Origin of the sequence: Hydrogenophaga sp. Root209, from assembly GCF_001428625.1 — a bacterium.
Lineage (GTDB): Bacteria > Pseudomonadota > Gammaproteobacteria > Burkholderiales > Burkholderiaceae_C > Hydrogenophaga.
In genome coordinates this window covers 517,585-540,596 of the sequence record NZ_LMIE01000001.1, presented here as the reverse complement: position 1 = coordinate 540,596, position 23,012 = coordinate 517,585, and the positions used below count along the sequence as shown (strand labels likewise).

Annotated in this window: 24 protein-coding genes and 2 pseudogenes; 19 read left to right on the top strand and 7 right to left on the bottom strand. The window is 64.4% G+C overall.

The genetic code is table 11. From position 1 onward, the window contains the following. Positions 1–26: 26 nt before the first annotated feature. Positions 27–965 carry a LysR family transcriptional regulator gene (locus ASE11_RS02645; protein ID WP_056265425.1) on the top strand — a complete coding sequence of 313 codons (939 nt, stop codon included), beginning with the start codon at positions 27–29 and terminating at the stop codon, positions 963–965. 301 nt (positions 966–1,266) lie between these two features. Here ASE11_RS02645 and ASE11_RS02640 read toward each other — a convergent pair. Both ASE11_RS02640 and ASE11_RS02635 read right to left on the bottom strand, forming a co-directional pair. After that, positions 1,267–1,896, bottom strand: a pseudogene (locus ASE11_RS02640) (IS110 family transposase); the annotation flags it as partial. Between the two features lie 160 nt (positions 1,897–2,056). Next, positions 2,057–2,815, bottom strand: a complete 759-nt coding sequence (locus ASE11_RS02635) for an SDR family NAD(P)-dependent oxidoreductase (RefSeq protein WP_056265423.1) — start codon at positions 2,813–2,815, stop codon at positions 2,057–2,059. 113 nt (positions 2,816–2,928) lie between these two features. Here ASE11_RS02635 and ASE11_RS02630 point away from each other — a divergent pair, with 113 nt between their 5' ends. Then, positions 2,929–3,837 (top strand): LysR family transcriptional regulator, encoded by a 909-nt coding sequence (locus ASE11_RS02630; RefSeq protein ID WP_414842420.1) that lies wholly within the window; start codon positions 2,929–2,931, stop codon positions 3,835–3,837. A gap of 34 nt (positions 3,838–3,871) precedes the next feature. Here ASE11_RS02630 and ASE11_RS02625 read toward each other — a convergent pair whose 3' ends face one another. Continuing rightward, positions 3,872–4,849 (bottom strand): GlxA family transcriptional regulator, encoded by a 978-nt coding sequence (locus tag ASE11_RS02625; RefSeq protein WP_056265420.1) that lies wholly within the window; start codon positions 4,847–4,849, stop codon positions 3,872–3,874. Between the two features lie 106 nt (positions 4,850–4,955). Between ASE11_RS02625 and ASE11_RS02620 the strand changes: the two genes are divergently transcribed. The 5 genes from ASE11_RS02620 to ASE11_RS02600 all read left to right on the top strand — a co-directional run bounded on the left by ASE11_RS02620 (position 4,956) and on the right by ASE11_RS02600 (position 8,541). Then, positions 4,956–5,594, top strand: coding sequence for an HD domain-containing protein (locus ASE11_RS02620; RefSeq protein ID WP_056265417.1), 639 nt, complete (start codon positions 4,956–4,958; stop codon positions 5,592–5,594). 302 nt (positions 5,595–5,896) lie between these two features. Beyond that, positions 5,897–6,733, top strand: a complete 837-nt coding sequence (locus ASE11_RS02615; protein WP_235501163.1) for a nitroreductase — start codon at positions 5,897–5,899, stop codon at positions 6,731–6,733. 117 nt (positions 6,734–6,850) lie between these two features. Next, positions 6,851–7,273, top strand: coding sequence for a cupin domain-containing protein (locus ASE11_RS02610; protein WP_056265411.1), 423 nt, complete (start codon positions 6,851–6,853; stop codon positions 7,271–7,273). Positions 7,274–7,295: 22 nt separating this feature from the next. Beyond that, positions 7,296–7,748, top strand: a complete 453-nt coding sequence (locus ASE11_RS02605; RefSeq protein ID WP_056265408.1) for a carboxymuconolactone decarboxylase family protein — start codon at positions 7,296–7,298, stop codon at positions 7,746–7,748. Positions 7,749–7,839: 91 nt separating this feature from the next. Next, positions 7,840–8,541, top strand: a complete 702-nt coding sequence (locus ASE11_RS02600; protein WP_056265690.1) for an HD domain-containing protein — start codon at positions 7,840–7,842, stop codon at positions 8,539–8,541. A gap of 4 nt (positions 8,542–8,545) precedes the next feature. On the opposite strand, the gene ASE11_RS02595 is transcribed toward ASE11_RS02600, so the two are convergent. Continuing rightward, on the bottom strand, positions 8,546–9,514 hold the full coding sequence (locus ASE11_RS02595; protein ID WP_056265405.1) for a LysR substrate-binding domain-containing protein: 969 nt from the start codon (positions 9,512–9,514) through the stop codon (positions 8,546–8,548). 120 nt (positions 9,515–9,634) lie between these two features. On the opposite strand from ASE11_RS02595, the gene ASE11_RS02590 reads away from it, so the two are divergent. The 4 genes from ASE11_RS02590 to ASE11_RS25675 are packed head-to-tail and all read left to right on the top strand — an operon-like array spanning position 9,635 to position 12,040. Next, complete coding sequence (locus ASE11_RS02590) at positions 9,635–10,624, top strand: tripartite tricarboxylate transporter substrate-binding protein (protein WP_056265402.1); 990 nt, start codon at positions 9,635–9,637, stop codon at positions 10,622–10,624. 2 nt (positions 10,625–10,626) lie between these two features. Then, the gene (locus ASE11_RS02585) at positions 10,627–11,193 is read left to right on the top strand and encodes a DUF4863 family protein (protein WP_056265399.1); all 567 of its coding nucleotides are present in this window, start codon (positions 10,627–10,629) and stop codon (positions 11,191–11,193) included. Then, positions 11,190–11,891, top strand: coding sequence for a nitroreductase (locus ASE11_RS02580; RefSeq protein WP_056265396.1), 702 nt, complete (start codon positions 11,190–11,192; stop codon positions 11,889–11,891). The genes ASE11_RS02585 and ASE11_RS02580 overlap by 4 nt, the downstream gene beginning before the upstream one ends. Beyond that, positions 11,888–12,040: a hypothetical protein gene (locus tag ASE11_RS25675; RefSeq protein WP_156406203.1), complete on the top strand. Its 153-nt coding sequence runs from the start codon at positions 11,888–11,890 to the stop codon at positions 12,038–12,040. The genes ASE11_RS02580 and ASE11_RS25675 overlap by 4 nt, the downstream gene beginning before the upstream one ends. Before the next feature lie 112 nt (positions 12,041–12,152). Here the strand turns inward: ASE11_RS25675 and norR are convergent, their stop codons facing one another. Continuing rightward, on the bottom strand, positions 12,153–13,661 hold the full coding sequence (gene norR, locus ASE11_RS02575) for a nitric oxide reductase transcriptional regulator NorR (RefSeq protein ID WP_056265393.1): 1,509 nt from the start codon (positions 13,659–13,661) through the stop codon (positions 12,153–12,155). A 156-nt stretch (positions 13,662–13,817) separates the two neighbouring features. Between norR and hmpA the strand changes: the two genes are divergently transcribed. Beyond that, on the top strand, positions 13,818–15,011 hold the full coding sequence (gene hmpA, locus ASE11_RS02570; protein WP_056265390.1) for an NO-inducible flavohemoprotein: 1,194 nt from the start codon (positions 13,818–13,820) through the stop codon (positions 15,009–15,011). On the opposite strand, the gene ASE11_RS25135 is transcribed toward hmpA, so the two are convergent. After that, on the bottom strand, positions 14,908–15,531 hold the full coding sequence (locus ASE11_RS25135) for an NYN domain-containing protein (RefSeq protein WP_235501172.1): 624 nt from the start codon (positions 15,529–15,531) through the stop codon (positions 14,908–14,910). The genes hmpA and ASE11_RS25135 overlap by 104 nt on opposite strands. A 360-nt stretch (positions 15,532–15,891) precedes the next feature. Then, positions 15,892–16,698 carry an alpha/beta fold hydrolase gene (locus ASE11_RS02565; RefSeq protein WP_056265388.1) on the bottom strand — a complete coding sequence of 269 codons (807 nt, stop codon included), beginning with the start codon at positions 16,696–16,698 and terminating at the stop codon, positions 15,892–15,894. A gap of 131 nt (positions 16,699–16,829) precedes the next feature. Here ASE11_RS02565 and ASE11_RS02560 point away from each other — a divergent pair, with 131 nt between their 5' ends. From ASE11_RS02560 to ASE11_RS26390, 7 genes and pseudogenes are all read left to right on the top strand, one after another. After that, positions 16,830–17,756: a LysR substrate-binding domain-containing protein gene (locus tag ASE11_RS02560; RefSeq protein ID WP_056265384.1), complete on the top strand. Its 927-nt coding sequence runs from the start codon at positions 16,830–16,832 to the stop codon at positions 17,754–17,756. A gap of 111 nt (positions 17,757–17,867) precedes the next feature. Further along, positions 17,868–18,500, top strand: coding sequence for a UbiX family flavin prenyltransferase (locus tag ASE11_RS02555; RefSeq protein WP_056265382.1), 633 nt, complete (start codon positions 17,868–17,870; stop codon positions 18,498–18,500). A gap of 112 nt (positions 18,501–18,612) precedes the next feature. After that, positions 18,613–19,800 (top strand): FAD-dependent monooxygenase, encoded by a 1,188-nt coding sequence (locus tag ASE11_RS02550; RefSeq protein ID WP_056265379.1) that lies wholly within the window; start codon positions 18,613–18,615, stop codon positions 19,798–19,800. Then, complete coding sequence (locus ASE11_RS02545) at positions 19,797–20,330, top strand: VOC family protein (RefSeq protein ID WP_056265378.1); 534 nt, start codon at positions 19,797–19,799, stop codon at positions 20,328–20,330. Before ASE11_RS02550 ends, ASE11_RS02545 begins: the two co-directional genes overlap by 4 nt. Further along, on the top strand, positions 20,327–21,673 hold the full coding sequence (gene fahA / locus ASE11_RS02540) for a fumarylacetoacetase (RefSeq protein WP_056265375.1): 1,347 nt from the start codon (positions 20,327–20,329) through the stop codon (positions 21,671–21,673). Before ASE11_RS02545 ends, fahA begins: the two co-directional genes overlap by 4 nt. A 5-nt stretch (positions 21,674–21,678) precedes the next feature. Then, complete coding sequence (locus ASE11_RS02535) at positions 21,679–22,497, top strand: FAD binding domain-containing protein (protein ID WP_056265372.1); 819 nt, start codon at positions 21,679–21,681, stop codon at positions 22,495–22,497. A 10-nt stretch (positions 22,498–22,507) separates the two neighbouring features. Then, a pseudogene (locus ASE11_RS26390) lies at positions 22,508–22,921 on the top strand (SRPBCC family protein); the annotation flags it as partial. Positions 22,922–23,012: the final 91 nt, after the last annotated feature.

Sequence of the window (23,012 nt, the reverse complement as noted above, 5' to 3'; positions counted from 1 at the left end):
AAGATTCGATACGTGAGATTCAATAAATGAATATCGACAACAAGGACCTCAACTTGCTGCGGGTCTTCCATGTCGTCTATCAAGAGCGCAACGCGTCGCGCGCGGCCGAACGCCTGGCGCTGAGTCAGCCCGCCCTGAGCCACAAGTTGGCCAAGCTGCGCCATGAGATGGGCGACCCGCTATTCGTCCGCGCGCCGCGCGGCCTAACGCCGACACCGCGAGCACATGAACTCGCGCCGCAGGTGCAGGCGTTGGTGGGCGACATTGAGGCCTTCTATCACCGCAGCGAAGGCAGCGATTTCCTCGCGCGCCAAGAGCGCTTGCACATTTTCACCACCGACTATCTCGAGCAGTCTCTGCTGCCGGGGCTCCTGCCAAGGCTGCGCGCGCAGGCGCCTGGGGTGACCCTGATCACGCACAACACGCGCGGGCAGTTGCCGCGCGAGGAGTTGGAAAAAGGCAGTTGTGATCTCGCCATTGCGGGTTTCTTCGACGAACTGCCCGACACGCTGCGCCAGCAACGCCTGTTCAGCGAGGACTTTGTGGTGCTCGCCTCGCGCCACAACCCCCGGCTGAATGGCCAGCTGGGCTTGAACGAGTTTCTGGCGTGCGAGCACCTTCTGACCACGCTCACGGGAGATCTCCATGGGCGGGTCGACCGAGCACTGGAGGCGCGGGGCCTGCGTCGGCGCGTCGCTGCGGGTCTCTCCAGCTTCCTGGCCCCGACACGCTTGGTCCGGGACACGGCCTTTCTCTTGACCTGCTTACGCTCCGTGGCGGAAGAAGCGGCACAACGCGACCCCGACCTTCAGATCCATCCGTTGCCCATCGACCTGCCTTGGGTTGAGGTGAAGCAAATCTGGCACGAACGTACTGACGCAGACCCGCTGCGTCGCTGGGTCCGACAGCAAATTCAGAAGGTGGCCTCACGAAGCAAGCCATCGATTGCAGATCCTGAGTCTTAGAGGGCGAGACTTTTCTGAACCGCCTACATGGTCCGCCCGAGGAGAACAAGTTTTCCGCGTCGTGATCGTCTGAAAGGTTTGCTGCCTTACTTTCGGGCTGTTTTTGCAGTCGATGCTGCTGCCCATGATGGCTGTTCGCGGTTGGAGCTCCTACCTCCGGGCTGTACTCAAGGTACTGGCGGTTCATCGGAATGTCTCCAACCCGGTTTGACCTTCATCCCATCACTTCGCTTCTTGCAGGTTCTCCTTCAAAGCGGTTCTGGTCAGTCGCTTGCCGGTTTGATGCTCAAGCGTTCGTTGATCAGGTGCTTGCTTGTTCAAGCGGATGCCATTTGACCAGGACTGCCCACGCTGTGCGCGCAATCTTGTTGGCTAACGCGACCACCGCCACGTTGTAGTGGCGCCTCTCCAGCAGCCGTGTGATCCAACCCGATCTCTCCGCCCTGGCAATCACGGCTCTGGCCCCCGCGATCAACAGGGTGCGCAAGTAGGTGTCGCCACGCTTGGAGATGCCCAGTTGCTGGGTCTTGCCCCCGGTGCCCACCTGCCGTGGTGTCAAGCCAACCCACGATGCAAATTGGCGCGCAGACTTGAACGTCGAGAAGTTGCCCACGGCTGCTACCAGAGCGGAGGCCGTTAAGTCTCCGATGCCGGGGATCTGCTGGATCGCCTGCATCTGTCGATCTTCGCAGATCATTGCCCGCAGCCGTTGGCCAATGTGGTCAATGTCAGCAACCAAGGCATCAATGCGTTTGAGTTGCTCCTGCACGCTGACAACCAGGTCTGTAGGCAGTTGCTCATCTTGTTGTGCCTTGGCCAACTCGCCATGGATCGACTTGAGCAGCTGGTTGTGCCCTACTGGCAATGCAATTCCAAACTCGGCAAGAATGCCGCGCAGCGCATTCGTTTGCATGATGCGAATCACCGTCAGCAGATGAGATCGCGAGTATTGGATCTCAGGCGGCATGGTCTAGGGGACTTGAAACATGCACGAGATCATCTGCCCGCACTGCGGGAGAGCGTTCGAGATCGATGAGGCTGGGTACGCCGACAGCCCACATTGAACCCCGCTCCCGCGCTGTGTCTTCGTGTCACAGATGAATACCACCGGACACCTCCACGCGTTGCCCATTGACCCAGCCCATGTCGTCGGAGAGCAGCGCGCACATCACATTGCCGATGTCGTCGGCCTCGCCCACCCGGCCCAGCGCGGTCTGTGAGGCGATGAAGCTGTTGACCTGCGCGTTGTCGCGCACCGTGCCGCCGCCGAAGTCCGTGGCGATGGCGCCGGGGGCGATGGTGTTCACCGCGATGCGGCGGTGCCCCAGCTCCAGCGCCAGATAGCGCGTGAGCACTTCAATGCCGCCCTTCATGGCCGCATAAGCCGAGTAGCCTGCCATTGAAAAACGCGCCAGGCCCGACGAGACGTTGAGGATGCGCCCGCCGTCCTGCATCAGCGGCAGCAGCGCCTGCGTCAGCAAAAACGGGCCTTTGAGGTGGATGCGAAACATCTGGTCGAACTGCGCCTCGGTGGTGTCGACAAAGTTCGCGTGCAAGCCCACGCCAGCGTTGTTGAGCAGGTAGTCAAAACGCTCGCGCTGCCAATGGGTGCGCAGGGCTTCGCGCACCGCGGTGGCAAACGCGGCAAAGCTGGCGCTGTCGTCCACGTTGAGCTGCAAGGCCACCGCGCGCGCACCCAGCGCCTGCGCTTCCTGCACCACGCCTTCGGCTTCGGTGGACTGGCTGTGCCAGGTGACGATGAGGTCGGTGCCTTGGGCGGCGAGTTTCAAGGCGGCGCTGCGGCCAAGGCCACGGCTGGCGCCGGTGATGAGGGCGATCTTGCGGTTCATGAGGGGCTCCTGAGGGTTGGTTTGAAGGACAGAAGCAGTCTATTGATCGGCTCAAGTCAAATAAACCGTCAGAATCTGATCAAACTATCCAGCAAAACAGACCAATCAATCCCATGAACATGAACTTGCCCGAGGCCATGAAGGTGTTCGTGCGCGTGGCCGAGCTGAGCAGCTTCACCTTGGCCGCCGACCAGCTGGGTTTGCCCAGGGCCAGCGTGTCGGCAGCAGTGCGCCAGTTGGAAACGGAACTGGGCGTGCGCCTGCTGCACCGGACCACCCGCCGCGTGCAGATGACGCAGGACGGACAGGTGGTGTTTGAACGCGCACAAGATCTGCTGGCCGACCTGGACGACCTGCGCGGGCTGTTCCGTGCCAATCCGGCGCAGTTGCGCGGCCGCCTGCGTGTAGACATGCCACAGCCCATTGCGCGCGACGTGGTGCTGCCCGCCCTGCCCGCCTTTCTGGCCGAACATCCCTTGCTGGACATCGAACTCTCCTGCGTCGACCGCCGGGTCGATCTGGTCGCCGAAGGTTTTGACTGTGTGCTGCGCGTGGGCAAGCTCACCGACTCCAGTCTGATCGCGCGTCCGCTCGGCGAATACCTCATGGTCAACTGCGCCAGCCCGGCGTATCTGGTGGCACACGGCATACCCCACTCACTGGACGACCTGGCCCACCACCGGTTGGTGCACTACGTGCCGAGCCTGGGCGCGCGCTCCGCCGGGTTCGAGCATGCCGATGCGCAGGGCACTCTGCACACGGTGGCCATCCCGGGCGCGCTCACGGTCAACGGCACCATCGCCTACGAAGGCGCGGCGCTGGCTGGGCTGGGCATCATCCAGGTGCCCGAAGTGGGTGTGCGCGAACACCTGGCGGCAGGCCGCCTGGTTGAAGTGCTGCCCACCTGGCGGCCGCCGTCCATGCCCGTTTCTCTGGTGTACCCACACCGCCGCCATCTGCCCATGCGGGCTCAGGTGTTCATGAATTGGTTGGCGGCGTTGACGGTGCAGCGGCTGGGGTGAAGTGGCTCACCCGACGCGATGCTCCCAAGGTCGATCACCTCTGAACCATGGCGAAGCGCTTGCGGTATTCCGCAGGTGTCACGCCCACTTGCCGCACGAACGCTCTCCGCAGAACATCAGCATCGGCAAAACCGCACTGAGCGGCGACCTGTTTAGGCGCGAAGTGACCTTCCTCCAGCAGGCGACGCGCGGTGCCCACGCGCACTTCTTCTACCCACGTCCCGGGCGTCATTCCCACCGCGCTTCGAAAAAGCCGTGAGAGGTGCCGTGGGCTCATGTTCATGCGTTCGGCGAGGCTCGCAACACTGTGATCGAGCCCTGGGTGAGCGGCGACCCAACGCTGGAGATCCTGTAACGCAGCACGGCCAGCTGGCGCTGCGACCCCTTGCCGGCTGAACTGCATCTGGCCCCCAGGTCGTTTGAAGAACATGACCAGCTGGCTGGCGACCTTGACCGCGATGTCGTGCCCGAGATCCTCCTCGACCAACGAAAGCGCCAAATCCAGACCTGCGGTCACGCCGGCCGCCGTGCGCAGCCGCCCGTCGCGCACATGAATCGCATCTGCTTCGACCACCACGTCGGGGAATCGCTGGGCCAGTTGCTCGGCAACCGCCCAGTGTGTGGTGATCCGCTTTCCGCTCAGCAGGCCTGCCGCCGCCAGGACGAAAGCGCCGCTGCAGACGGAGCCGAAGCGCCTTGTGCTCGGAACACAGTGCCTGAGCCAAGCCACCACCCCCGGTGACTCCGGGGTGTCGACTTTGTCAGGGCAGCCGGCAACGAGAAGGGTGTCGATGGGCTCGTTGGTGTCGCGATTGATGGTCCAGTCCGGCATCAACCGCACGCCGGATGAACTGCGGATGGGCCCACGCCCTGCGGCTGCAACGACCAGTCGGTACACCTCCCGTCCGGCCTGCGTGTTCGCTTCGGCGAAGACGTCCAGCGGACCAGATACATCCAGCAGCTGCACGCCCGGCAATGCCAACACGACGATGGTTTTCAACTGCTTGCTCATCCAAGGCTCTCTCGGTCTTGAAATGTCTGAAATTGACGTCTCACGCTGCTTTTAGACAGAGACAGCGATCTTATCCTTCCAGCCTCCACTCAGCAAAGGAACACACATGTCACTGATCCAAGAGGCGGCCATTCCCGACTCCACACTGGCGAAAGCCATCACGGAATTCATCCGCGACAACGAAACCGAGTTGCTCTTCAACCATTCAAGTCGCGTTTACCACTTCGGCGCGCTGGCCGGAGTGAAACGCGGCTTGAAATTCGATCGCGAACTGCTCTACGCGGGTGCGATGTTTCACGACATCGGCCTGATGCCCAGCCACAGCAGCAAAGAGGAGCGCTTCGAGGTCGATGGCGCACATGCCGCCCGCGACTTCCTGCGCAGCCATGGCATCCCTGAGGCGGACGCCTACACCGTATGGACCGCCATCGCGCTCCATACAACGCCCGGCGTGCCACAGCACATGCACCCTGTCGTCGCGCTGGTCACCGCTGGCGTGGAGATGGACGTGCTGGGACTCACCTACGGCGAATACTCGGAAACCGAACGCAACGCGGTGACGCGCGCATTTCCGCGCACCCCCCTGTTCAAGGAAGACATCATCCAGGCGTTCTACGAGGGCATCAAGCACAAGCCCGCCACGACCTTCGGCAACGTCAAGGCAGATGTCATCGCCGACAAGGAACCGCATTTCCATCGCGGCAACTTTTGCAGCCTGATCCGCTGCTCGCACTGGCACGGGTAATCGCTCCACCGACTGCGCTGCACCACCTGAGCACAAAAGGTGTTGGCAGCGAGGAGCTTGCGTACCGCCGCATACACAACAAGCGAGGGAGTCATGGGACCGGATGCGCCGAGCCTCCGGATCGGAGACAGCCACGCTCTTCGTCGCTGGCCAGCATCTGCCAGTGGGGTGCGCATTCGGACAAGTACCTGAAAAAGCGCTCACTTGAATGGCTTGCAACATGCAACTGCAAACTCATCAGTTCCATTCCGGTGAGACCTCCACCAAGATCACATCCTCCATTTCGCAGACGAGAGATCACGATGGCTTTCACCCCAACCAATGACAGAGATTTCCTGATCAAACATTGCAAGTCATTCCTTGACGAGTCTGCAGCGTTGCACCTTTCTGGTGGCAGTGTTCATCACCCCACACAGAAACAGCACTTGGTGGGCAAGACAATGCCTGAGTGTTCCCAGGAGACCATCGCCAACTGCGTTTCCTCAGTCGTGCGTTCGCGCCGAGCGGTTCGCTCATTCAAGCAGGAACCTCTTCCTCGTGAAGTCGTGGAGCAGATACTGACCGATGCCGCCTGTGCCCCCAGCGGCGCCAACATACAACCCTGGCGCGTGTACGTGGTGAGCGGCCAGGTGAAGGCGGGACTGACAGACGCAGTGGTCTCTGCGTTCCGCGCGGGCACCGCTCCCGCACCGGTTCACTTCCCCGAACCGTTGCCCGATCTGTTCCGAGCCAGGTTGCAGGACTTCGGCGCTCGGTACTACGCATCGCTCGGCATTGAACGAACCGACGCCGCCGCGCGCACGCAACAGACCGAACGCAACTTTTCTTTCTTCGGCGCCCCGGTCGGTCTCATCTTCAGCATTGACCGCCGATTGAATCCACACAGCTGGATCGACCTCGGCCTCTTCGCACAAACGGTGATGATCGCGGCAAGAGCACGGGGCGTCGACACCTGCCCACAGGTCGCGTTCGCGCAATACCACGATCAGATTGCGCCCTATCTGCAGATGCCATCCGAGGAGATCACTGCCTTTGGTATGTCCATGGGATATGGCGACCCACAGGCCCCGGTGAATCAAGCACGCATGCCCCGAGCGGGCTTGACCGAGTTCGCACAGATCCTCGGCTTTCCGGGCTGAACTTCTGTCGATTCAACCATCGCGTGACGCAGCGCAAGCCATCGGATCGCACTCCAGGCTCCACCGACGAATCGCTCACGACACGCCGCGTTTATCCACTTGTTTAAGGAACACTTCATGAAAACGTCTTGGCGTTCCACCATCGCACTCGCCGCCGCCGCCATCGGCTCGCTGGCGACCCCCCTTGCAAATGCACATGGCTTGGGAGAGAAGGTCACCCCTTCGATGCGACAAGAGATATCGAACATCCCCGGCAAATCGCTGGTTGCCGTGGTCGTCGACTACGCACCTGGGGCCGCATCCCCCTCCCACGTGCACGCGAAGTCGGCATTCATCCACGGCTACGTGATCTCGGGCGCGATCGAGTCCCAGGTGAATGAAGGTCCCAAACAGATTCTGCGTGCGGGTCAGAGCTTTTATGAACCTCCTGGCGCGCGACACCCGGTCAGCAGGAATGCCAGCAAGACCCAGCCGGCCAAGCTGTTGGCTGTGTTCGTGGTGGACACCGACGACACCGCACTCACCACTCCCGTTCAATGAACCGACCATCAGGATTCTGACCATGAGCCATCGCATCAACTACAACAAGACAGCGCCAGCCGGCATCAAGGCATTGGGCGGTGTCTATGGGTACATCTCGCAGTGCAGCCTTTCGCCGGTTCTTGTCGATCTGGTTTATCTGCGCGTGTCACAGATCAACAACTGCGCCTACTGCCTGGACATGCACACGCGTGACCTGCTAAAAAAGGGGCAGTCGATCGAAAAGATCGCGTTGCTGCAAGCCTGGAGAGAGGCGGGCGCTTTGTTTGATGAACATGAGCGCGCAGCACTGGCATGGGCGGAATCGGTGACCCGTGTGACGGAGACCGGCGTGCCCAACAGCGATTTTGATGCCGCGTCCGCCGTGTTCAGCGAACTCGAGCTGGTTGATCTGACCCTCGCGGTGGGTCTGATGAACACCTACAACCGCATGGCCATCGCTTTTCGCAACACACCGCAGGCTGTCACGGTGTGATCCTCTCTCCCGTTGCGAACCCCATCTTCGGATGCGGGCGCATATCGGATCAGCTGCGCAGGTCGTTCATTCAATGCAGGAGCAAACCATGATGCATGCACAAGTACCCGGGGTGGTCATACCCGACAGCCAACTCACACGGGAGATGACCCAGTTCATCCGCGACACCGAGAGCGATCTGCTCTTTCACCACTCCATCCGGGTGTACTGCTGGGGCGCGTTGACGGGGAGCCGGACAGGTTTGAAGTTTGACCCCGAGCTGCTCTACGCGGCTTCCATGTTTCATGACATCGGTCTCACCGCACGTTACCAAGACAGCCAGTTGCGCTTTGAGGTGGATGGTGCGAATGCCGCGCGTGATTTCCTTCGGGGCCACGGCGTATCAGACAGCGATATTGAAACCGTCTGGAATGCGGTTGCCTTGCACACCACGCCCGGCATTCCGCAATTCATGCGCCCGGAGATCGCGTTGGTGCAGGCAGGCGCCGGCATGGACGTGGCGGGCCGCGGCTACGACCAGTTCTCCGAAGTTCAGCGCGAGGCCGTCGTCGCCGCCTACCCTCGAGAGCCGAACTTCGCACACGGGATCATCGACGCCTTTTATGAGGGCATGAAACACCGCCCGACGAGCACGTTCGGAACCTTCAATGACGATGTCCTGGCATTCAAGGATCCCAGCTTTCAGAGAGTGGACATGTGCACCATCATCCTGGCTTCAGAGTGGACCCGACGGTCCGGCTGCAATGTCGCGGGTGGCTGTCACCATCACGTGCATAACCTCTCAAAGCCCTGAACGGCTAAGCCACCCGCTCCGCCACCCGCGCCACGCAGTCCTGTAACCACACATGCGCGGGGTCGTGGTCATTGCGGCTGTGCCAGACCGCGCGAAAAGTGGACAAGGCTGACGGATAGGGCGGCTCACGCATCAGCAAATCACCGGCGGCTGCCAGGTTGCGAGCCAGCGACGACGGCATGATGGACAGCATGTCAGAGCCGTGAAGCAGGGCGGGAATTGCCAGCGAGTGGGGAACAGTCGTGCGATATCGAGGCGACAAACCTTCGGCCGACAAAGCCTCTTCGAGCGCATGGCGGTCAAACATTTCGGCCTGCCTGGCCAGGCCACGCTCCAGGATGAAGCCGCCGACAGCACCCTCTTCCTGGCCACCCACCGACACCGTCACCAAGGGGTAACGCGCAAGGTCGCGAAGCGCCAGCTTGCGGCGTGAAGCCGGGTGCCCCTTGCGCATCACGATCAGCTCACCCTGCGTCATCAGCGTGCGCGAGCTCAGGCGAGACGGCACCTGCGCGAAGATGCCCACCGCGATATCGATCTTTCCGACGTCGATCTGCTCGGCGAGATCGAGGCGCGTCGATGGGCGGACCACGAGGTCGATGCCGGGTGCCTCCACCCCCATGAGCCGGCTCAGCTCCGCCACCATCACCGCCGTCAAATGGTCATTGGCAGCTATAGAAAAGCGGCGGATCGAATTGGCCGGATCAAACGGCTCCACACCCAGCGTGGCCTCGATCCGGCGCAGCGAATCGCGCAGACCGTCGGCCATGGCGGCCGCTCTGGCCGTGGGCACCATCCCCTTGGCCGTGCGCACGAACAACTCGTCCCCCACCACCTCGCGCAACCGCGTGAGCGCATGGCTGACCGCCGACTGGCTCAGGTTGAGGCGCTTGCCCGCGCGCAGCAGGTTGCGGTCTTCATATACCGCATCGAACACCTTGATCAGGTTCAGGTCGATGCGTCCGATGCTCATCGCGCGCCCCTTTCATGTTGCAAGGTGTGCATTTTGCTCTTGCAGAACGAGCGATTCCGTTGACGACGAGGGATGACGATCATTGTGAAGCCACCCCCCTGAAACCTCGCGGAGCCCCACATGAAAACACTCTCACGCCGGCGCTTTGGCGCCCTCAGTCTCGCCACTCTGACCACCTCGGCATTGCCGATTACGACCTGGGCGCAAGCCTCAGGGTCGCCCCGACGCATCATCGTGGGCTACCCCGCCGGCGGCACCCTGGACCAGACAGCGCGGCGTGTGGCAGAAGCATGGCGCAAGCAAGGCACCATCACCATGGTGGACAACCGCTCGGGCGCCGCAGGCCGTCTGGCCAACTCGCAACTCAAACGCGAGCGCGCAGACGGCAACACGCTGCTGTGCACGCACACCTCGGCCTTGAGCATCTACCCACACGTCTACACCAAGCTCATGTACGACGCGGTGGCCGATTTCGTGCCCATCACACCGGTGGTCTCTGCGACCTGTGCCCTGGCGGTCAGCAGCGCGGTGCCGGCTTCGGTCAAGACCCTCGCCGACTATGTGAAGTGGGTTCAGCAGTCGCCCTCCAACGCCATGTACGCGTCGCCGGCCGCCGGGTCCATGGCGCACTTCCTCGGCTTCCAATTCTCCGAGGCGGCCAAGCTCAAGCTGCAGCACGTGGGCTACCGCGGCTCTGCGCCTGCCATGAACGACCTCCTGGGTGCCCAAATTCCGGCCTACCTGGGCTTCGTCGCCGACTTCCTGCCCTACCTGCAGAGCGGCAAGCTGCGCATCCTGGCCGTGAGCGGTGACAAGCGCTCGCGCTTCATCCCCGGCGTGCCGACTTTTCCGGAACAGGGCTTCGGCGCGATCACCGGCGTCGAGTCCTACGGCATCTTTGCACCACCCGGCACACCCGAGGGCGTGGTGAAGACACTGCACGACGAAGTGCTGGCATCCACCCGGGATCCCGCCCTGGTGGCTGGCTTCGAAGAGGTCGGGCTCGAACTGTTCACGCTCACGCCCAAGGCCTACGAACGCTATATCCAGACGGAACGAGACAAATGGAGCCCGGTGGTTCGGGCGTCCGGCTTCAAATCAGAGGAGTGACCATGCAAGAGCAACGCATCAGTGACCGGGAAGAATTGATTGAGCGCAGCATCGCCTTTCTCGGCGACGTGAAGGACATGACGGCGGGCACGGACGTCGAACGCTGGCTGAACCAGACCCATGGCCCAGGCAGCGAGGTGTACGACAACCTCGCGCGCCTGGTGAAGGCCGGTGTGCGTGACGGCTGGGCCGCCAACGTCGAGATCACCGGCCCGCACTACCGCCGCAGCCGTCTCGTGGAGCCTTCGGAACGCACGCACTGGTTCAGCATCACCACCGTGTACATGGACAGCACGGGCAATACCCAGGGCAATCCTGGTGACACCTTTCGCGGGCAGTACCACGCGCACCCCTATGGCGAGCTGAACATGGTGATCCCGCTCAATCCCGGCGCCGCGCTGGCCGGTCCCAACGGCTGGTGCGAAGGCGGCTGGACCGCACCGGGCCCTGGCAGCCACCACTATCCCGAGGCCCGGGGCGGTGCAGTCATCGCGCTCTTCTACCTACCCGCCGGGCGCATCGCCTACCACCCGCCGCCAACCGAATCTCGGGTCGAGGAGCGGTCATGACGCAGTTCGACATTGGGACCACAACGCGTGTGGTCGATGGCGTACTGCGGTCGCGCCGCAGCCTGCGCGCCTTCAAGCCAGACCGGGTGCCGCGTGCGGTGCTGGAAGAGATCCTCAATGTCGCCGCCACCGCCCCGAGCAACTCCAACACCCAGCCCTGGCAAGTGCACGCCATCGCCGGCGAGCCGTTGGCGACGCTGGGGGCCGCGTTGCTGGCCGCTTATCGCGAGAACAAGCTGCCGCCCTCGCCCCACTTCCCCGACCCGCTGCCCAACGAGTACGCCCAGCGTCAGCGGGATTTCGGCGCGATTTACTACAAGGCACTTGGTGTGGACGTCGCCGACATGCCCAACCGCATGCGGCAGACCGAAAAGAACTTTGGGTTTTTTGGTGCACCGGTCGGCCTGTTTTTCACCATAGACCGGCGCCTGGCACCACACAGCTGGCTCGACCTCGGCCTGCTGGTCCAGAACGTGATGATTGCCGCATGCGCGCGCGGACTGGGCACATGTCCCCAGGTGTCCTTCGCGCGGTTCCATCCCGTCATCGCACAGCACCTGTCTTTCAAGGAGCACGAGCTGACGGTGTGCGGTATGTCGCTGGGGTATCCGGATCGCGATGAGCCAGTTAACTGCATGTCCATGCCCCGCCGCGAGGTGCACGAGTTTGCCAACTTCGATCGCTTCGAGGACGCATGAGCGAACCGCAGACGACGACGCTGTATGCGGCGCAGACACCAAATTCGCAGCGTGTCGCGATCGCACTGCGCGAGTTGAGTGTTCCCCACCAGATTCGCCTGTTCGAACTCAGCGCATCCCCGGCTGCAACAACTCTGGCAGAGAAATAGGCCAGTTGCATCAAATCTGGCGACACCCGGTTCATCCCTGTGGCACACGAGCTTGTAAGTCCATGATTTTTCGAGAGCGCCAGAGCAGCTACTCTGGCGCCCTACGAATGGCTCAGCCGCGACCTGGCACCAGACCCATGCGGCGCACCATTCGGTGAAAGTTGCTGCGATCCATGCTGGCCTCTTGCGCGGCGCGTGCCAGGGAGCCGGAATGGCGAGCCAGTGCAGCCTCGACCCAGCGGCGCTGGAAGGCCTCGGTGGCTTCTCGCAGGCCGAGGCCGTCGCCCAGGGGGTTCTCGATGTCCGCCATCGCCAATGGCCCGCCGACCGCCTTCAGCGCCAAGTCACGCGGCCCGATGCCGATCCAGCGCCCACCGCGGCCTTGTTCGGACAGCGCGCGCAACGCCGCGCGGCTGAGCAAGTGTTCCAGTTCGCGCACGTTGCCGGGCCAGTTGTGGGCGAGCAGCGCGGCGCTGGCTTCGGGCGTCAGGCGCAGGTTGCGCGCGCCCAGCCGGTGCTGGTTTTCTTCCAGGAATCCACCGGCCAGGGCCAGCACATCACGGCCCCGCTCGCGCAGCGGCGGCACCTGCAACGGATAGACCGAGAGGCGGTGGTAGAGGTCGGCGCGAAAGCGCCCGGCCGCGACCTCGCCACGCAGGTCGCGGTTGGTGGCCGCCAGCACGCGCACGTCCACGCTCAGTTGCCTGTCACTGCCGGGGCGCTGCAATTCGCCGCTCTGCAGCACGCGCAGCAGTTTGGCCTGTACCGACAGCGGCAGCTCGCCCACCTCGTCCAGGAACAGCGTGCCGCCATCGGCTAGCTCGAACTTGCCCACGCGGTCCTGCACAGCGCCGGTGAAGGCACCTTTCTTGTGACCGAACAGTTCGCTATCGGCCAGGCTCTCGGGCAGCGCGGCGCAGTTGATCTGCACCAGCGCCTGGTCGGCGCGCGACGAGCGCACATGCAGGCGCTGCGCCACCAGTTCCTTGCCGACGCCGGTCTCACCGAGGATGAGCACCGTGAGGTCGGATGTGGCCACGGTGTCGATCTCGCGCTTGAGCTGCTGCATCGCCGCGCTCTTGCCCACCAGCTCGCGCGGCGCCGCCACACCCGCGTGCCGCTCGCGCGCCAGGGCCTGTTCGTGCGCGGCGCGCTCGTGGAGTGCGTGCAAGGCCTCGCTCGCTTCGATGCCGGCTTCCAGCAGGGACACGATGGCCAGCACCTGTGGCCTGGCCACGGCGTCGAAGGATTGCGGGTTGAGCGCGTCCAGCGTCACCAGCCCCCACAACTGACCGGCATGGCGCAGCGGCGCGCCCATGCAGTCGTGCACCGCCAGCAGTTCGCGCTGCCCGGCCACCAGGCCGTCGTAGGGGTCGGGCAAGCCACAGTCCGCCGCGAACCGCAGGCCCTGCGTGCTGCCCAGCAGTTGCGCCAGGCGCGGGTGCGCCGAGACCTGGAAGCGCCGGCCCAGGGCTTCGTCTGTGAGGCCGTCGACCGCGACGGGCACCAGGACGTCCTCCTGCAGCCGCAACAGCACCGCAGCGTCGCAGGCCACCAGGCCACGCACGGCGGCCAGCAGCGACTTGAAATGCCGGTCTTCGGCGGTGGCGTGTGTGGTCATGGAAACAACGTGTGGTCAATCGGACATCAACTGAATGTGGTCATAGTAACCACATACGAAAAAACCCTCATGTGAATCAAGCACTTGCGGGTGCAAACCGACTGGCACGTTTATTGAAGTGGAAGAGGCCTCTCCACTTCAAACCGTTTCCCAAACATGTCCCAGTTCTCGCCTCAGACCATCGCCCTCATCAAGGCCACCGTGCCGCTGCTCAAACAGAAGGGCGAAGACATCACCCGGCATTTCTACGCGCTGATGTTTCGCGACCACCCCGAGGTCAAGGCCTTCTTCAACGAGGCCCACCAGGCCGAGGGCACTCAGGCGCGCGCCTTGGCGGGCGCCGTGCTGGCCTACGCTACGCACATCGACCAACTCGATGCGATTGCGCCGGCCCTGCCGGGCATCGTGCAGAAACACGCGGCCCTGGGCGTGCTTCCCGAGCACTACCCCATCGTCGGCGCGTGTCTGCTCAAAGCCATCCGCGAGGTGCTGGGCGAAGTCGCCAGCGACGACATCATTGCGGCCTGGGCCGAAGCCTATGGCACGCTGGCGCAACTGCTGATCGACGCCGAGGAGCAGGTGTATGCCGCCAACGCAGCGCGCGCCGGCGGCTGGCGCGGCACGCGCACGCTGCGGCTGGCGCGCAAGGTGGTGGAAAGCGAACTGATCACCTCCTTCTACCTGGAACCTATCGATGGCCAGCCCCTGCTCACGTTCACGCCTGGGCAGTACCTGACGCTCGTGCTCGAGATCGATGGGCAAACCTTGCGGCGCAACTACTCGCTGTCGGATGCGCCGGGCAAGCCGTGGTACCGCATCAGCGTCAAGCGCGAAAGCGGCGGCCATGCGTCCAACTGGCTGCACGACAACCTCCAAGTGGGCATGGACGTGCAGGCCCAGGCGCCATGCGGCGATTTCCTTCTTGACACGAAAACGCAGCGACCGCTGGTGCTGGTCACAGGCGGCGTGGGCATCACGCCCGCGATGAGCATGCTGGAAGCGAGCGCCGCAGGTGGTCGACCGATCCACTTCATTCATGCGGCTCGACATGGTGGCATCCACGCCTTCCGTGACCGTGTCGAAAGTCTGGCGGCGGCGCACACCAACGTGCAGCCGTTCTATGTATACGACGAGCCGCGCGACACGGACAGTCCGCACGCCGTGGGCTTCGTGACCCAGCAGTTGCTGGCCGAACTTCTGCCGCCAGATCGCGATGTGGACCTGTACTTCCTCGGCCCCAAGCCGTTCATGCAATCGGTGTATGCCAGCGGCCGCGCGCTGGGCATTCCGGATGCCCAGCTGCGCTATGAGTTCTTCGGACCGCTGGAGGCGTTGGGCGAGGCTTCATAACCAGCGACCACATCCCAGCACGCCCAGAACGACTGCTGGTCGGATGCCAACATCGGAGACGAATCTTGTGATCCGTTTCACCCTTCCTCAGTTCGATCACTGCATCCATGGATTTCAACAGCTCAGCGAAACTTGCATGGCCGTGGTCCTTCGGGTCAAAGGTGAGGTCGAGGCGCTTGACCATCGGCAAGACAGTCGCTTTGTTGACCCATGGCTCGCCCTTGGAATCAGCGAGCAGGTGAACCGCTCGGCGCAACAAGTCTGCTGCCTGGTTGGCCGGGGTCTCGGCGACAGGATCGGGAGTTTCGTCCGGCCCTGTCTCGGCGGATGCCTCCTGCTCGACGAGGCTTTCGTAGTACCGGAACTCATGGCAACTCTTGGCCCAGTGCTTGTTCGTGTTCTTGCGGTTACCGATGCCGATGAACGTGCGGCCGGCAGCCTTGATCTTCTGCGCAACAGGCATGTAGTCGCTGTCACCACCAATGATGATGACTGTGCCAATGTGACCAAAGCGCCCGATGTCTTCTGCTGCGTCAAGACAGAGCTTGATGTCGGCGCCGTTTTTGGCCGATGTTCCGGGGGGGAAAGAGTTGGATCAGCTCGACGGCGTTCTGGAGCAAGGCATCTCGGTAGCGTCCGAAATACTGCCAGTTGCCATAGGCGCGGTTGATGGCCACGGGACCAAACTGCTTTGTGGACCCAAGCCTCCGCGCCGCAAGCCAAGTCGCAAGAACTTTGTCAGCGAAGTAGGCCAATCGCGTCAACTTTGGCCAGGGCAGGGCCCCCCATGTGGCACGAGGTCTTGTAAGTCCTTGATTTCCAGGATGCGCCAGAGCAACTACTCTGGCGCCCTACGGTTTATGAGGACATAGGTTGCCGGCTATCTGTCGAAGTGGCGCAGCAGCGCCGCATTGAAAGCCTCGGGCTGTTCGATGTTGGGCAGGTGGCCGGCATCGGCTATCACCTCCAGCTTGGCGCCGGGCACCAGGGCCTGCAACGCACGCATGGCTTCCGGGAACGGCCCGTCGTTGGCGCCCACGATGAAGGTGGTCGGTGCCCGGATCTGCCCGACGCGTGGCAGGGCATCGAGGCCCTGGATCGCCTGGGCACACCCGACAAAGCCTTCTATCGCCGTCTCGCCGATGGCGGCCTCCAGTGGCGCCACGCGCTCGGTGTGCTGCGCGATGAACGGGAGGCCAAACCACCGCTCGAGCGTCACGGCCGCCAGGCTCGCGCAGCCATGGGCCCGCGCCGCCGCAATGCGTTCATTCCACATGCCGCGTGTGGCCGTGGGACTGTCGGCGCGGGCATCGCACAGGCACAGGCTCAGCAACCGCTCTGCGTGATCGATGCCAAGGCCGAAGCCCGTCATGCCACCCAGCGACAGGCCGACATAGTGCGCTTTGGCGATGCCCAGTGCATCGAGCACGCTGATGTTGTCGGCGGCCAGATCTTCCATGCTGTAGGGCGGCGGCGGCGCTTTGGATTGGCCGTGCCCGCGCGTGTCCACGCACAACACCTGCCAGCCGCGCTCGGCCAGCAGCGCCGCCTGTGCCTGCCACATCTGGCTCGACGCCAGGATGGAATGGCTCATCAGCACGGCCGGCGCGGCGGCATCGCCCCAGCGATGGACAGCCAATCGGGCCGCGGGGCCCGGAATCATTTGCAGCCGAGGTTGATCGTTCATGTCTTGGTTCCTTGTGATGCCCGCGCGCATGGATGGTGAGACAAAGCGCTTCGCTGCTGGAGTGTGGCCCGCGCCTCGCGTCCGGCAACGCTCTAAAATCGCTGCCATATGAGAGAAACTCACAGGGCTCCATGAGGAAGCTGCCACCCCTCAACGCGGTGCGCGCCTTCGAGGCGGCGGCTCGCCACGTGAGCTTCACGCAGGCGGCGCGCGAGTTGGGTGTCACGCACGGCGCGATCAGCAAACAGGTCGCGGCACTGGAGGCCTGGCTTGGAACGCCGGTGTTCCTGCGCTCGCCCATGCAGCTGACCCTGACCGATGCGGGCCGCACGTTGCTGATTGCAGTCACGCCGGCGCTCGACCGCATTTCAGTCGCCGCCACGCACCTGCTCGAGCAGAGAGACACCCGCACCCTCATCGTGCACGCGCCGCCCACGGTCATGATCCGCTGGCTCATTCCGCGTCTGTCGAGCTTCCAGCGTCGCGCGCCCGAGGTGGAAATCCGGTTCACCGCTTCCGCGGCACCACTCAATTTCGAAGCGGGTGGCTACAACATCGCCATTCGCGGCGCGTATCAGCCACCCGAGGGTGTGGTGGCGATCCCGTTCATGACTGAAACCATCCTTCCGATCTGCCATCCCGACCTGCTCGAGGGCGGCCGGCTGCGGCGCCCGCAGGACCTGGAGCGGCAGACGCTGCTCAGCTACGACAGCGAGCCGATGCCCTGGTCGGAGTGGCTGGCCCTGGCGCAAAAGCCGATGTTGCGGCCCGCGCATGCGCTCCAGTTCGAGCAGATGTTCCTGGCGCTGCAAGCCGCGACCGAAGGCCTGGGGGTCGTGTTGCTGCCGCTGTCGATGGTGGCCGACGACATCATCACCGGCAAGCTGTGCGTGCCCTTCGACATAGCCCTGTCCCGCAAGCGCCAGTACTTCGCCCTGATCGCTCCGGGCTGGCACGGCAACCCGGTGGCGGAGCGCTTTTGCGACTGGCTCATCAAGGAAGGGCGGGACACCGAGCACCTGGTGTCGCAGCTGGCGAAAACGCTGATGCCGACTTAGCTGACCATGTGAGCATTTCTCATGGGCATTGGGGCGAACCCGCGGTGCCCGGCGGCGTGGCGGCGCCATCATCGTGCAGCACTTGCTTCACGCGCATCGCCAACAACCGCCATGAACCCTTCATCGTCCCAACACATCGACCCGCGCGCCGTTCCGCGCCGGCTGATCGTGGGCATCAGCGGCGCCTCGGGCGCGGTCTACGGCATCCGCATCCTGCAGGTGCTGAAGAGCTCGGGGGTTGAGACGCACCTGGTCATCAGCGATTCGGCCAAGCTCACGCTGGCCGCGGAGACCGACTTCAGCATCAAGGATGTCGAGGCGCTGGCCACCGAGGTGCACCACGCGAAGAACATCGGCGCGACGATCTCGTCGGGTTCCTTCAAGACCATGGGTATGGTGGTCGCGCCATGTTCCGTCCGCTCGCTGTCGGAGATCGCGTATGGCAACACCACGGGCCTGTTGACCCGTGCAGCCGACGTCGTGCTCAAGGAGCGGCGCCGGCTTGTGCTCATGCTGCGCGAGACGCCGCTGCACAACGGCCACCTCAAAGCCATGCTGCAGGCCAGTGAAAACGGCGCGGTGATCATGCCGCCGGTGCCGGCGCTCTACGCGCGACCAAAAGATCTCGATGAGATGGTGAACCACACGGTGGGCCGTTGCCTGGACCTGTTCGACATCGACACGCAGCTGGTGCGGCGGTGGGCCGGCATCGGCGCCGCGGCCAGCGCACCGCGTGTGGCCTGAATTCACACGGCGGAACATTCACAACCGCTGTCGATGAATTGAAAGAAATTTCGAGTTTCCCCTCAATGCGCCACCCACTTAAAGTGCCGAACGTTTTCAGACAGGAGCAGTCATGCGGGTTGTTGTAGTTGGTGCAGGAATCGGGGGTCTCACGGCCGCGCTCGCGCTCATGCGCCGAGGCTTCGACGTTCAAGTGCTGGAGCAGGCGCGCGAGCTGCGCGAAGTCGGCGCGGGTCTGCAGATCAGCCCCAACGGCAACCGTGTGCTCGACGCGCTGGGATTGACACCCGCCCTGTCGCGCATCGCCGCCGAACCCGCGGGCAAGAAGGTGCGGCTGTGGAACACCGGCCAGACCCGGAACCTGTTCGACCTCGGCGCGACTTCACGCGAACGCTACGGCTTTCCGTACCTGACGGTGCACAGGGCCGATCTGCACCGTGCGTTGATCGACGGTGTCAAGGCCATGAAGCCCGACGCCATCAAGACCGGCGTGCGAATCGACCATGTAGAACAATGCGGCGCCGAGGTGATCGTTCGCAGCGGTGACGCGACAGTCGCCGTGGCGGACGTGGTGGTGGGTGCCGACGGCGTGCACTCGCAGGTGCGCCAGTGCCTGATCGGCGAGGACCGTCCGAGCTTCTCCGGCATCATCGCCTGGCGCGGCGTGATCGAGGCCAGCCGGTTGCCCGACCACCTGCGCCAGCCCTACGGCTACAACTGGGTGGGCCCGGGCGCCCACGTCATCCACTACCCGATGCGCCGCGGCGAACTCGTGAACTTCGTCGGTGCCGTAGAGCAGCAGGGCTGGGAAGTGGAGTCCTGGTCCGAAGTGGGCAGCGTCGAAGAATGTCTGTCCGATTTCAAGGGCTGGCACGAGGACGTGCAGACCCTGATCCGTTCGCTGCACACGCCCTACCGCTGGGCGCTGATGGGCCGGGAAACATTGCCGCGCTGGAGCTACGGCCGCGTCGCGCTGTTGGGAGACGCCTGCCACCCCACGTTGCCGTTCCTCGCGCAGGGCGCCGTGATGGCCCTCGAAGACGGCCTGGTGTTGGCGCGCTGCCTCGAAGCGTGGAAGAGCGACCCCGAGCTCGGGTTGCAGCACTTCGAGCGGGCACGCATCGACCGCACCAGCCGCATCGTCAACGGATCCGCCGCCAACGCCAAGCGCTTCCACAACCCGCAGCTCGCCCATGCCGATGGTGCCGCGAGCTATGTCGACGAACAGTGGAGCGAGGAGCGCGTGAAAGAGCGCTACGAATGGCTCTTCGAATACAAGGCCGACACGGTGCCGCTATGACGAACGCTGCCAACCCCGCCCGCGGCCTGCATCACTTCGCCTGGCGTTGCCGCGATGCCGAAGAAACCCGCCATTTCTACGAAGACCTGCTGGGCCTGCCGCTGGTCCACCTCATCCGCCTGGACCACGTGCCCAGCACGGGCGAGTACTGCCCCTATGTCCACATCTTCTTCGAGATGACCGACGGCTCGTGCATCGCCTTCTTTGATCTCGGCGACGGCCAGGCCACCGCGCCTTCTCCCAACACGCCAGACTGGGTCAACCACATCGCCATGCACATGGACACGCTCGAGGAGCTCGAAGCCATGCGCCAGAAACTCATCGCCCACGGCGTGAACGTGCTCGGCGTCACGGACCACAAGATGTGCAAGTCGATCTACTTCTTCGATCCCAACGGTCTGCGGCTTGAATTTGCCGTGGCGACGCAGACCGAAGACGAGGCGCGTGCCCACCGCGAGAGCGCCCGCGCGGGTCTGGACGCATGGACCGCCTTCCGCCGGAACGGCGCGCGTGCGGAGGTGCCGGCATGATCGGTATCAACGCCACGCACGATGCCGCGCGCAGAAGCTGGGTGGCCTCGGCCAACGAAGCCGGCTGCGACTTCCCCATCCAGAACCTGCCGTTCGGCATGTTCACGCTGGCGACGGAACCGGACGGCGCGACGCCGCGCCCCGGTGTCGCCATCGGTGATCAGGTGGTAGACCTGCGCGCGCTGGATGCCGCCAGCCTGCTGCAGGGCGACGCGGCACGCGCGGTGCGTGCCGTCGCACCGGGCCAGGCGGGCTTGAACGCCATGATGGCGCTGGGACACCGCCCGGCATCGGCCCTGCGCGAGCAACTCTCGGACCTGCTGCGCGAGGGCGGATCCACCGGTCTGCGCGAAGGCGCGGGTCTCCTGCATCCGCAGGCGGCGGTGCGCATGCACATGCCCTGCCAGATCGGCGACTACACCGACTTCCTCACGTCTTACCCCCACACCGAGCGGCACGGCAAGTTCAAAGGCCTCGCCGTCCCGGTGACGCCGGTGTTCCATTCGCTGCCCGTGGCCTACCACGGCCGCGCGTCCTCGATCCGCGTCGCCGGCACGCCGGTGCGCCGTCCCAACGGCCAGTGGAAGGCGGCGGACGACAGCGTGCATTTCGGCGCCGTCGAAGCGATGGACTTCGAACTGGAGCTGGCGGCCATCGTCGGTGCGGGTACGGCGTTGGGCCAGCCGGTGTCGCTGGACGAAGCGCCCGACCACATCTTCGGTTACGTGCTGCTCAACGACTGGTCCGCCAAGTCGGTGCAGTGGTGGGAGCAGATGCTCGGCCCGTTCCTCGGCAAGAGCTTCATGAGCAGCATCTCGCCCTGGGTCATCACGGCACAGGCGCTGGCGCCGTTCGCGACCCGCGCCCCGGCCCGCCGGCCCGACTCGCCGCCGCTGCTGGCCTACCTGAACGCCGCGCGGGACCGCACACACGGCGGCCTCGACATCGCGATGGAAGCCTGGCTCTCGACGTCGGCCATGCGAGAGGCCGGCGCCGGTCCGCAGCGCCTGTGCGCCACGCACCTTTCCCATCTCTCCTGGACCTTCGGCCAGATGTTGACGCACCACTGCTCGAACGGCTGTGACCTGCGCCCGGGCGACCTGATGGGAAGCGGCACCGTATCGGGCGAACGGCCCGATGAGCGCGCCTGCATGACGGAAATCACCAGTGCCGGGCGCGAGCCGTTGCGGTTGCAGAACGGCGAAGAGCGCCGCTGGCTGCACGACGGTGACGAGGTGAGCTTCCATGCGCGCGCCAGCGTCGACGGCCGCGTGCCGATCGGCTTCGGACCGTGCAGCGCCCGCGTGCTGCCGGCCGTGCCCTATCCCTTGCCGCAGGGCTGATCGCGATGTACCCATTTCGCTATGAACGACCGCGCGACGTGCAGGAAGCCGTGAGCCTGCTGCAGGCGCATCCGCAGGCGCGGCCCTTGTCCGGTGGCATGACCCTGGTGCCAGCGCTCAAGCACCGGCTCGCGCGGCCTTCGCACCTGGTCGACCTGTCGCGCCTCGCGGCGCTGCAAGGCATCGACTTCAGGGCCGGCGTGTTGCACGTCGGCGCTGCCATGCCGCATGCGCAGGTCGCCGCCTCCCGTGTCGTGCGTCAGGCGATCCCGGCGCTGGCGGAACTGGCTGGACTGATCGGCGACCAGCAGGTGCGCCAGCGCGGCACCCTTGGTGGCTCGATCGCCAACAACGATCCGGCGGCCGACTACCCCTGCGCGGTTCTGTGCCTGGGCGCAACGGTGGTCACGGACCGACGCCGCATCGCGGCCGACGACTTCTTCACCGGCATGTTCACCACGGCACTCGAGGCCGACGAGATCGTCGTGGCAATCGAGTTTCCGCAGCCACTGCGCGCGACCTATTTCAAGCACCGCCATCCGTCCTCCGGCTATGCCGTGGTTGGCGTTTTCGTGGCCGACACACCGCTTGGCGTGCGGGTCGCGCTCACTGGCGCCGGGCCCTGTGTCATGCGCTGGCGAGACGCCGAGCTGCGGCTGACGGGCGAAGAACGCTGGTCGCCCGAACTGGCGCGTGGACTGGTCCTGCCCGCCGAGTCCCTCAACGACGACCTCGCGGCCACCGCCGATTACCGCGCGCACCTGGCGGGCGTGCTGCTGCGCCGCGCGCTCGCGCAACTGTCTGCGCCCACGGCGCAAGCCTGAACCGAACACCATGGAAATCACGGGAACCCAACTCATATCGGCCAAGCGCGCCGCCGTCTGGGCAGCGCTCAACGACCCGGCCGCGCTCCAGCAATGCATCCAGGGCTGCGAGCGTTTCGAGGCCATGGGGCCGGGCCAGTGGCTGGCCGTCGTCATGGCTGCCGTCGGCCCGGTCAAGGCGCGCTTCACCGGCACCGTCAGCTTGCACGACATCGAGCCGCTCGCGGGCTATCGCCTTCGAGGTCAGGGGCAGGGCGGCGTCGCCGGCTTTGGACAGCTCGAGGCCCGGGTGCGGCTGAGCGACGAAGGTGGTGACACCCGGCTGGACTACACCGCCCAAGCGCAGGTGGGCGGCAAGCTGGCGCAGATCGGCTCGCGGCTGGTGAGTGGCGCGGCCAAGAAAATGGCCGACCAGTTCTTCTCGGCCTTCAATGCCCTGCTGAGCGGTGGTGGCCTGGTGGCTTTCGCTCCCGTGCGCGCCGAGGCAGCGAGCAGCGCACCCGACGAAGAGCTCG

Bases quoted from the DNA above. Each gene is read 5' to 3' on its own strand.
- ASE11_RS02645 (WP_056265425.1), top strand. From the start codon at position 27: ATGAATATCGACAACAAGGACCTCAACTTGCTGCGGGTCTTCCATGTC.
- ASE11_RS02635 (WP_056265423.1), bottom strand. From the start codon at position 2,815: ATGAACCGCAAGATCGCCCTCATCACCGGCGCCAGCCGTGGCCTTGGC.
- ASE11_RS02630 (WP_414842420.1), top strand. From the start codon at position 2,929: ATGAACATGAACTTGCCCGAGGCCATGAAGGTGTTCGTGCGCGTGGCC.
- ASE11_RS02625 (WP_056265420.1), bottom strand. From the start codon at position 4,849: ATGAGCAAGCAGTTGAAAACCATCGTCGTGTTGGCATTGCCGGGCGTG.
- ASE11_RS02620 (WP_056265417.1), top strand. From the start codon at position 4,956: ATGTCACTGATCCAAGAGGCGGCCATTCCCGACTCCACACTGGCGAAA.
- ASE11_RS02615 (WP_235501163.1), top strand. From the start codon at position 5,897: ATGGCTTTCACCCCAACCAATGACAGAGATTTCCTGATCAAACATTGC.
- ASE11_RS02610 (WP_056265411.1), top strand. From the start codon at position 6,851: ATGAAAACGTCTTGGCGTTCCACCATCGCACTCGCCGCCGCCGCCATC.
- ASE11_RS02605 (WP_056265408.1), top strand. From the start codon at position 7,296: ATGAGCCATCGCATCAACTACAACAAGACAGCGCCAGCCGGCATCAAG.
- ASE11_RS02600 (WP_056265690.1), top strand. From the start codon at position 7,840: ATGCATGCACAAGTACCCGGGGTGGTCATACCCGACAGCCAACTCACA.
- ASE11_RS02595 (WP_056265405.1), bottom strand. From the start codon at position 9,514: ATGAGCATCGGACGCATCGACCTGAACCTGATCAAGGTGTTCGATGCG.
- ASE11_RS02590 (WP_056265402.1), top strand. From the start codon at position 9,635: ATGAAAACACTCTCACGCCGGCGCTTTGGCGCCCTCAGTCTCGCCACT.
- ASE11_RS02585 (WP_056265399.1), top strand. From the start codon at position 10,627: ATGCAAGAGCAACGCATCAGTGACCGGGAAGAATTGATTGAGCGCAGC.
- ASE11_RS02580 (WP_056265396.1), top strand. From the start codon at position 11,190: ATGACGCAGTTCGACATTGGGACCACAACGCGTGTGGTCGATGGCGTA.
- ASE11_RS25675 (WP_156406203.1), top strand. From the start codon at position 11,888: ATGAGCGAACCGCAGACGACGACGCTGTATGCGGCGCAGACACCAAAT.
- norR (WP_056265393.1), bottom strand. From the start codon at position 13,661: ATGACCACACACGCCACCGCCGAAGACCGGCATTTCAAGTCGCTGCTG.
- hmpA (WP_056265390.1), top strand. From the start codon at position 13,818: ATGTCCCAGTTCTCGCCTCAGACCATCGCCCTCATCAAGGCCACCGTG.
- ASE11_RS02565 (WP_056265388.1), bottom strand. From the start codon at position 16,698: ATGAACGATCAACCTCGGCTGCAAATGATTCCGGGCCCCGCGGCCCGA.
- ASE11_RS02560 (WP_056265384.1), top strand. From the start codon at position 16,830: ATGAGGAAGCTGCCACCCCTCAACGCGGTGCGCGCCTTCGAGGCGGCG.
- ASE11_RS02555 (WP_056265382.1), top strand. From the start codon at position 17,868: ATGAACCCTTCATCGTCCCAACACATCGACCCGCGCGCCGTTCCGCGC.
- ASE11_RS02550 (WP_056265379.1), top strand. From the start codon at position 18,613: ATGCGGGTTGTTGTAGTTGGTGCAGGAATCGGGGGTCTCACGGCCGCG.
- ASE11_RS02545 (WP_056265378.1), top strand. From the start codon at position 19,797: ATGACGAACGCTGCCAACCCCGCCCGCGGCCTGCATCACTTCGCCTGG.
- fahA (WP_056265375.1), top strand. From the start codon at position 20,327: ATGATCGGTATCAACGCCACGCACGATGCCGCGCGCAGAAGCTGGGTG.
- ASE11_RS02535 (WP_056265372.1), top strand. From the start codon at position 21,679: ATGTACCCATTTCGCTATGAACGACCGCGCGACGTGCAGGAAGCCGTG.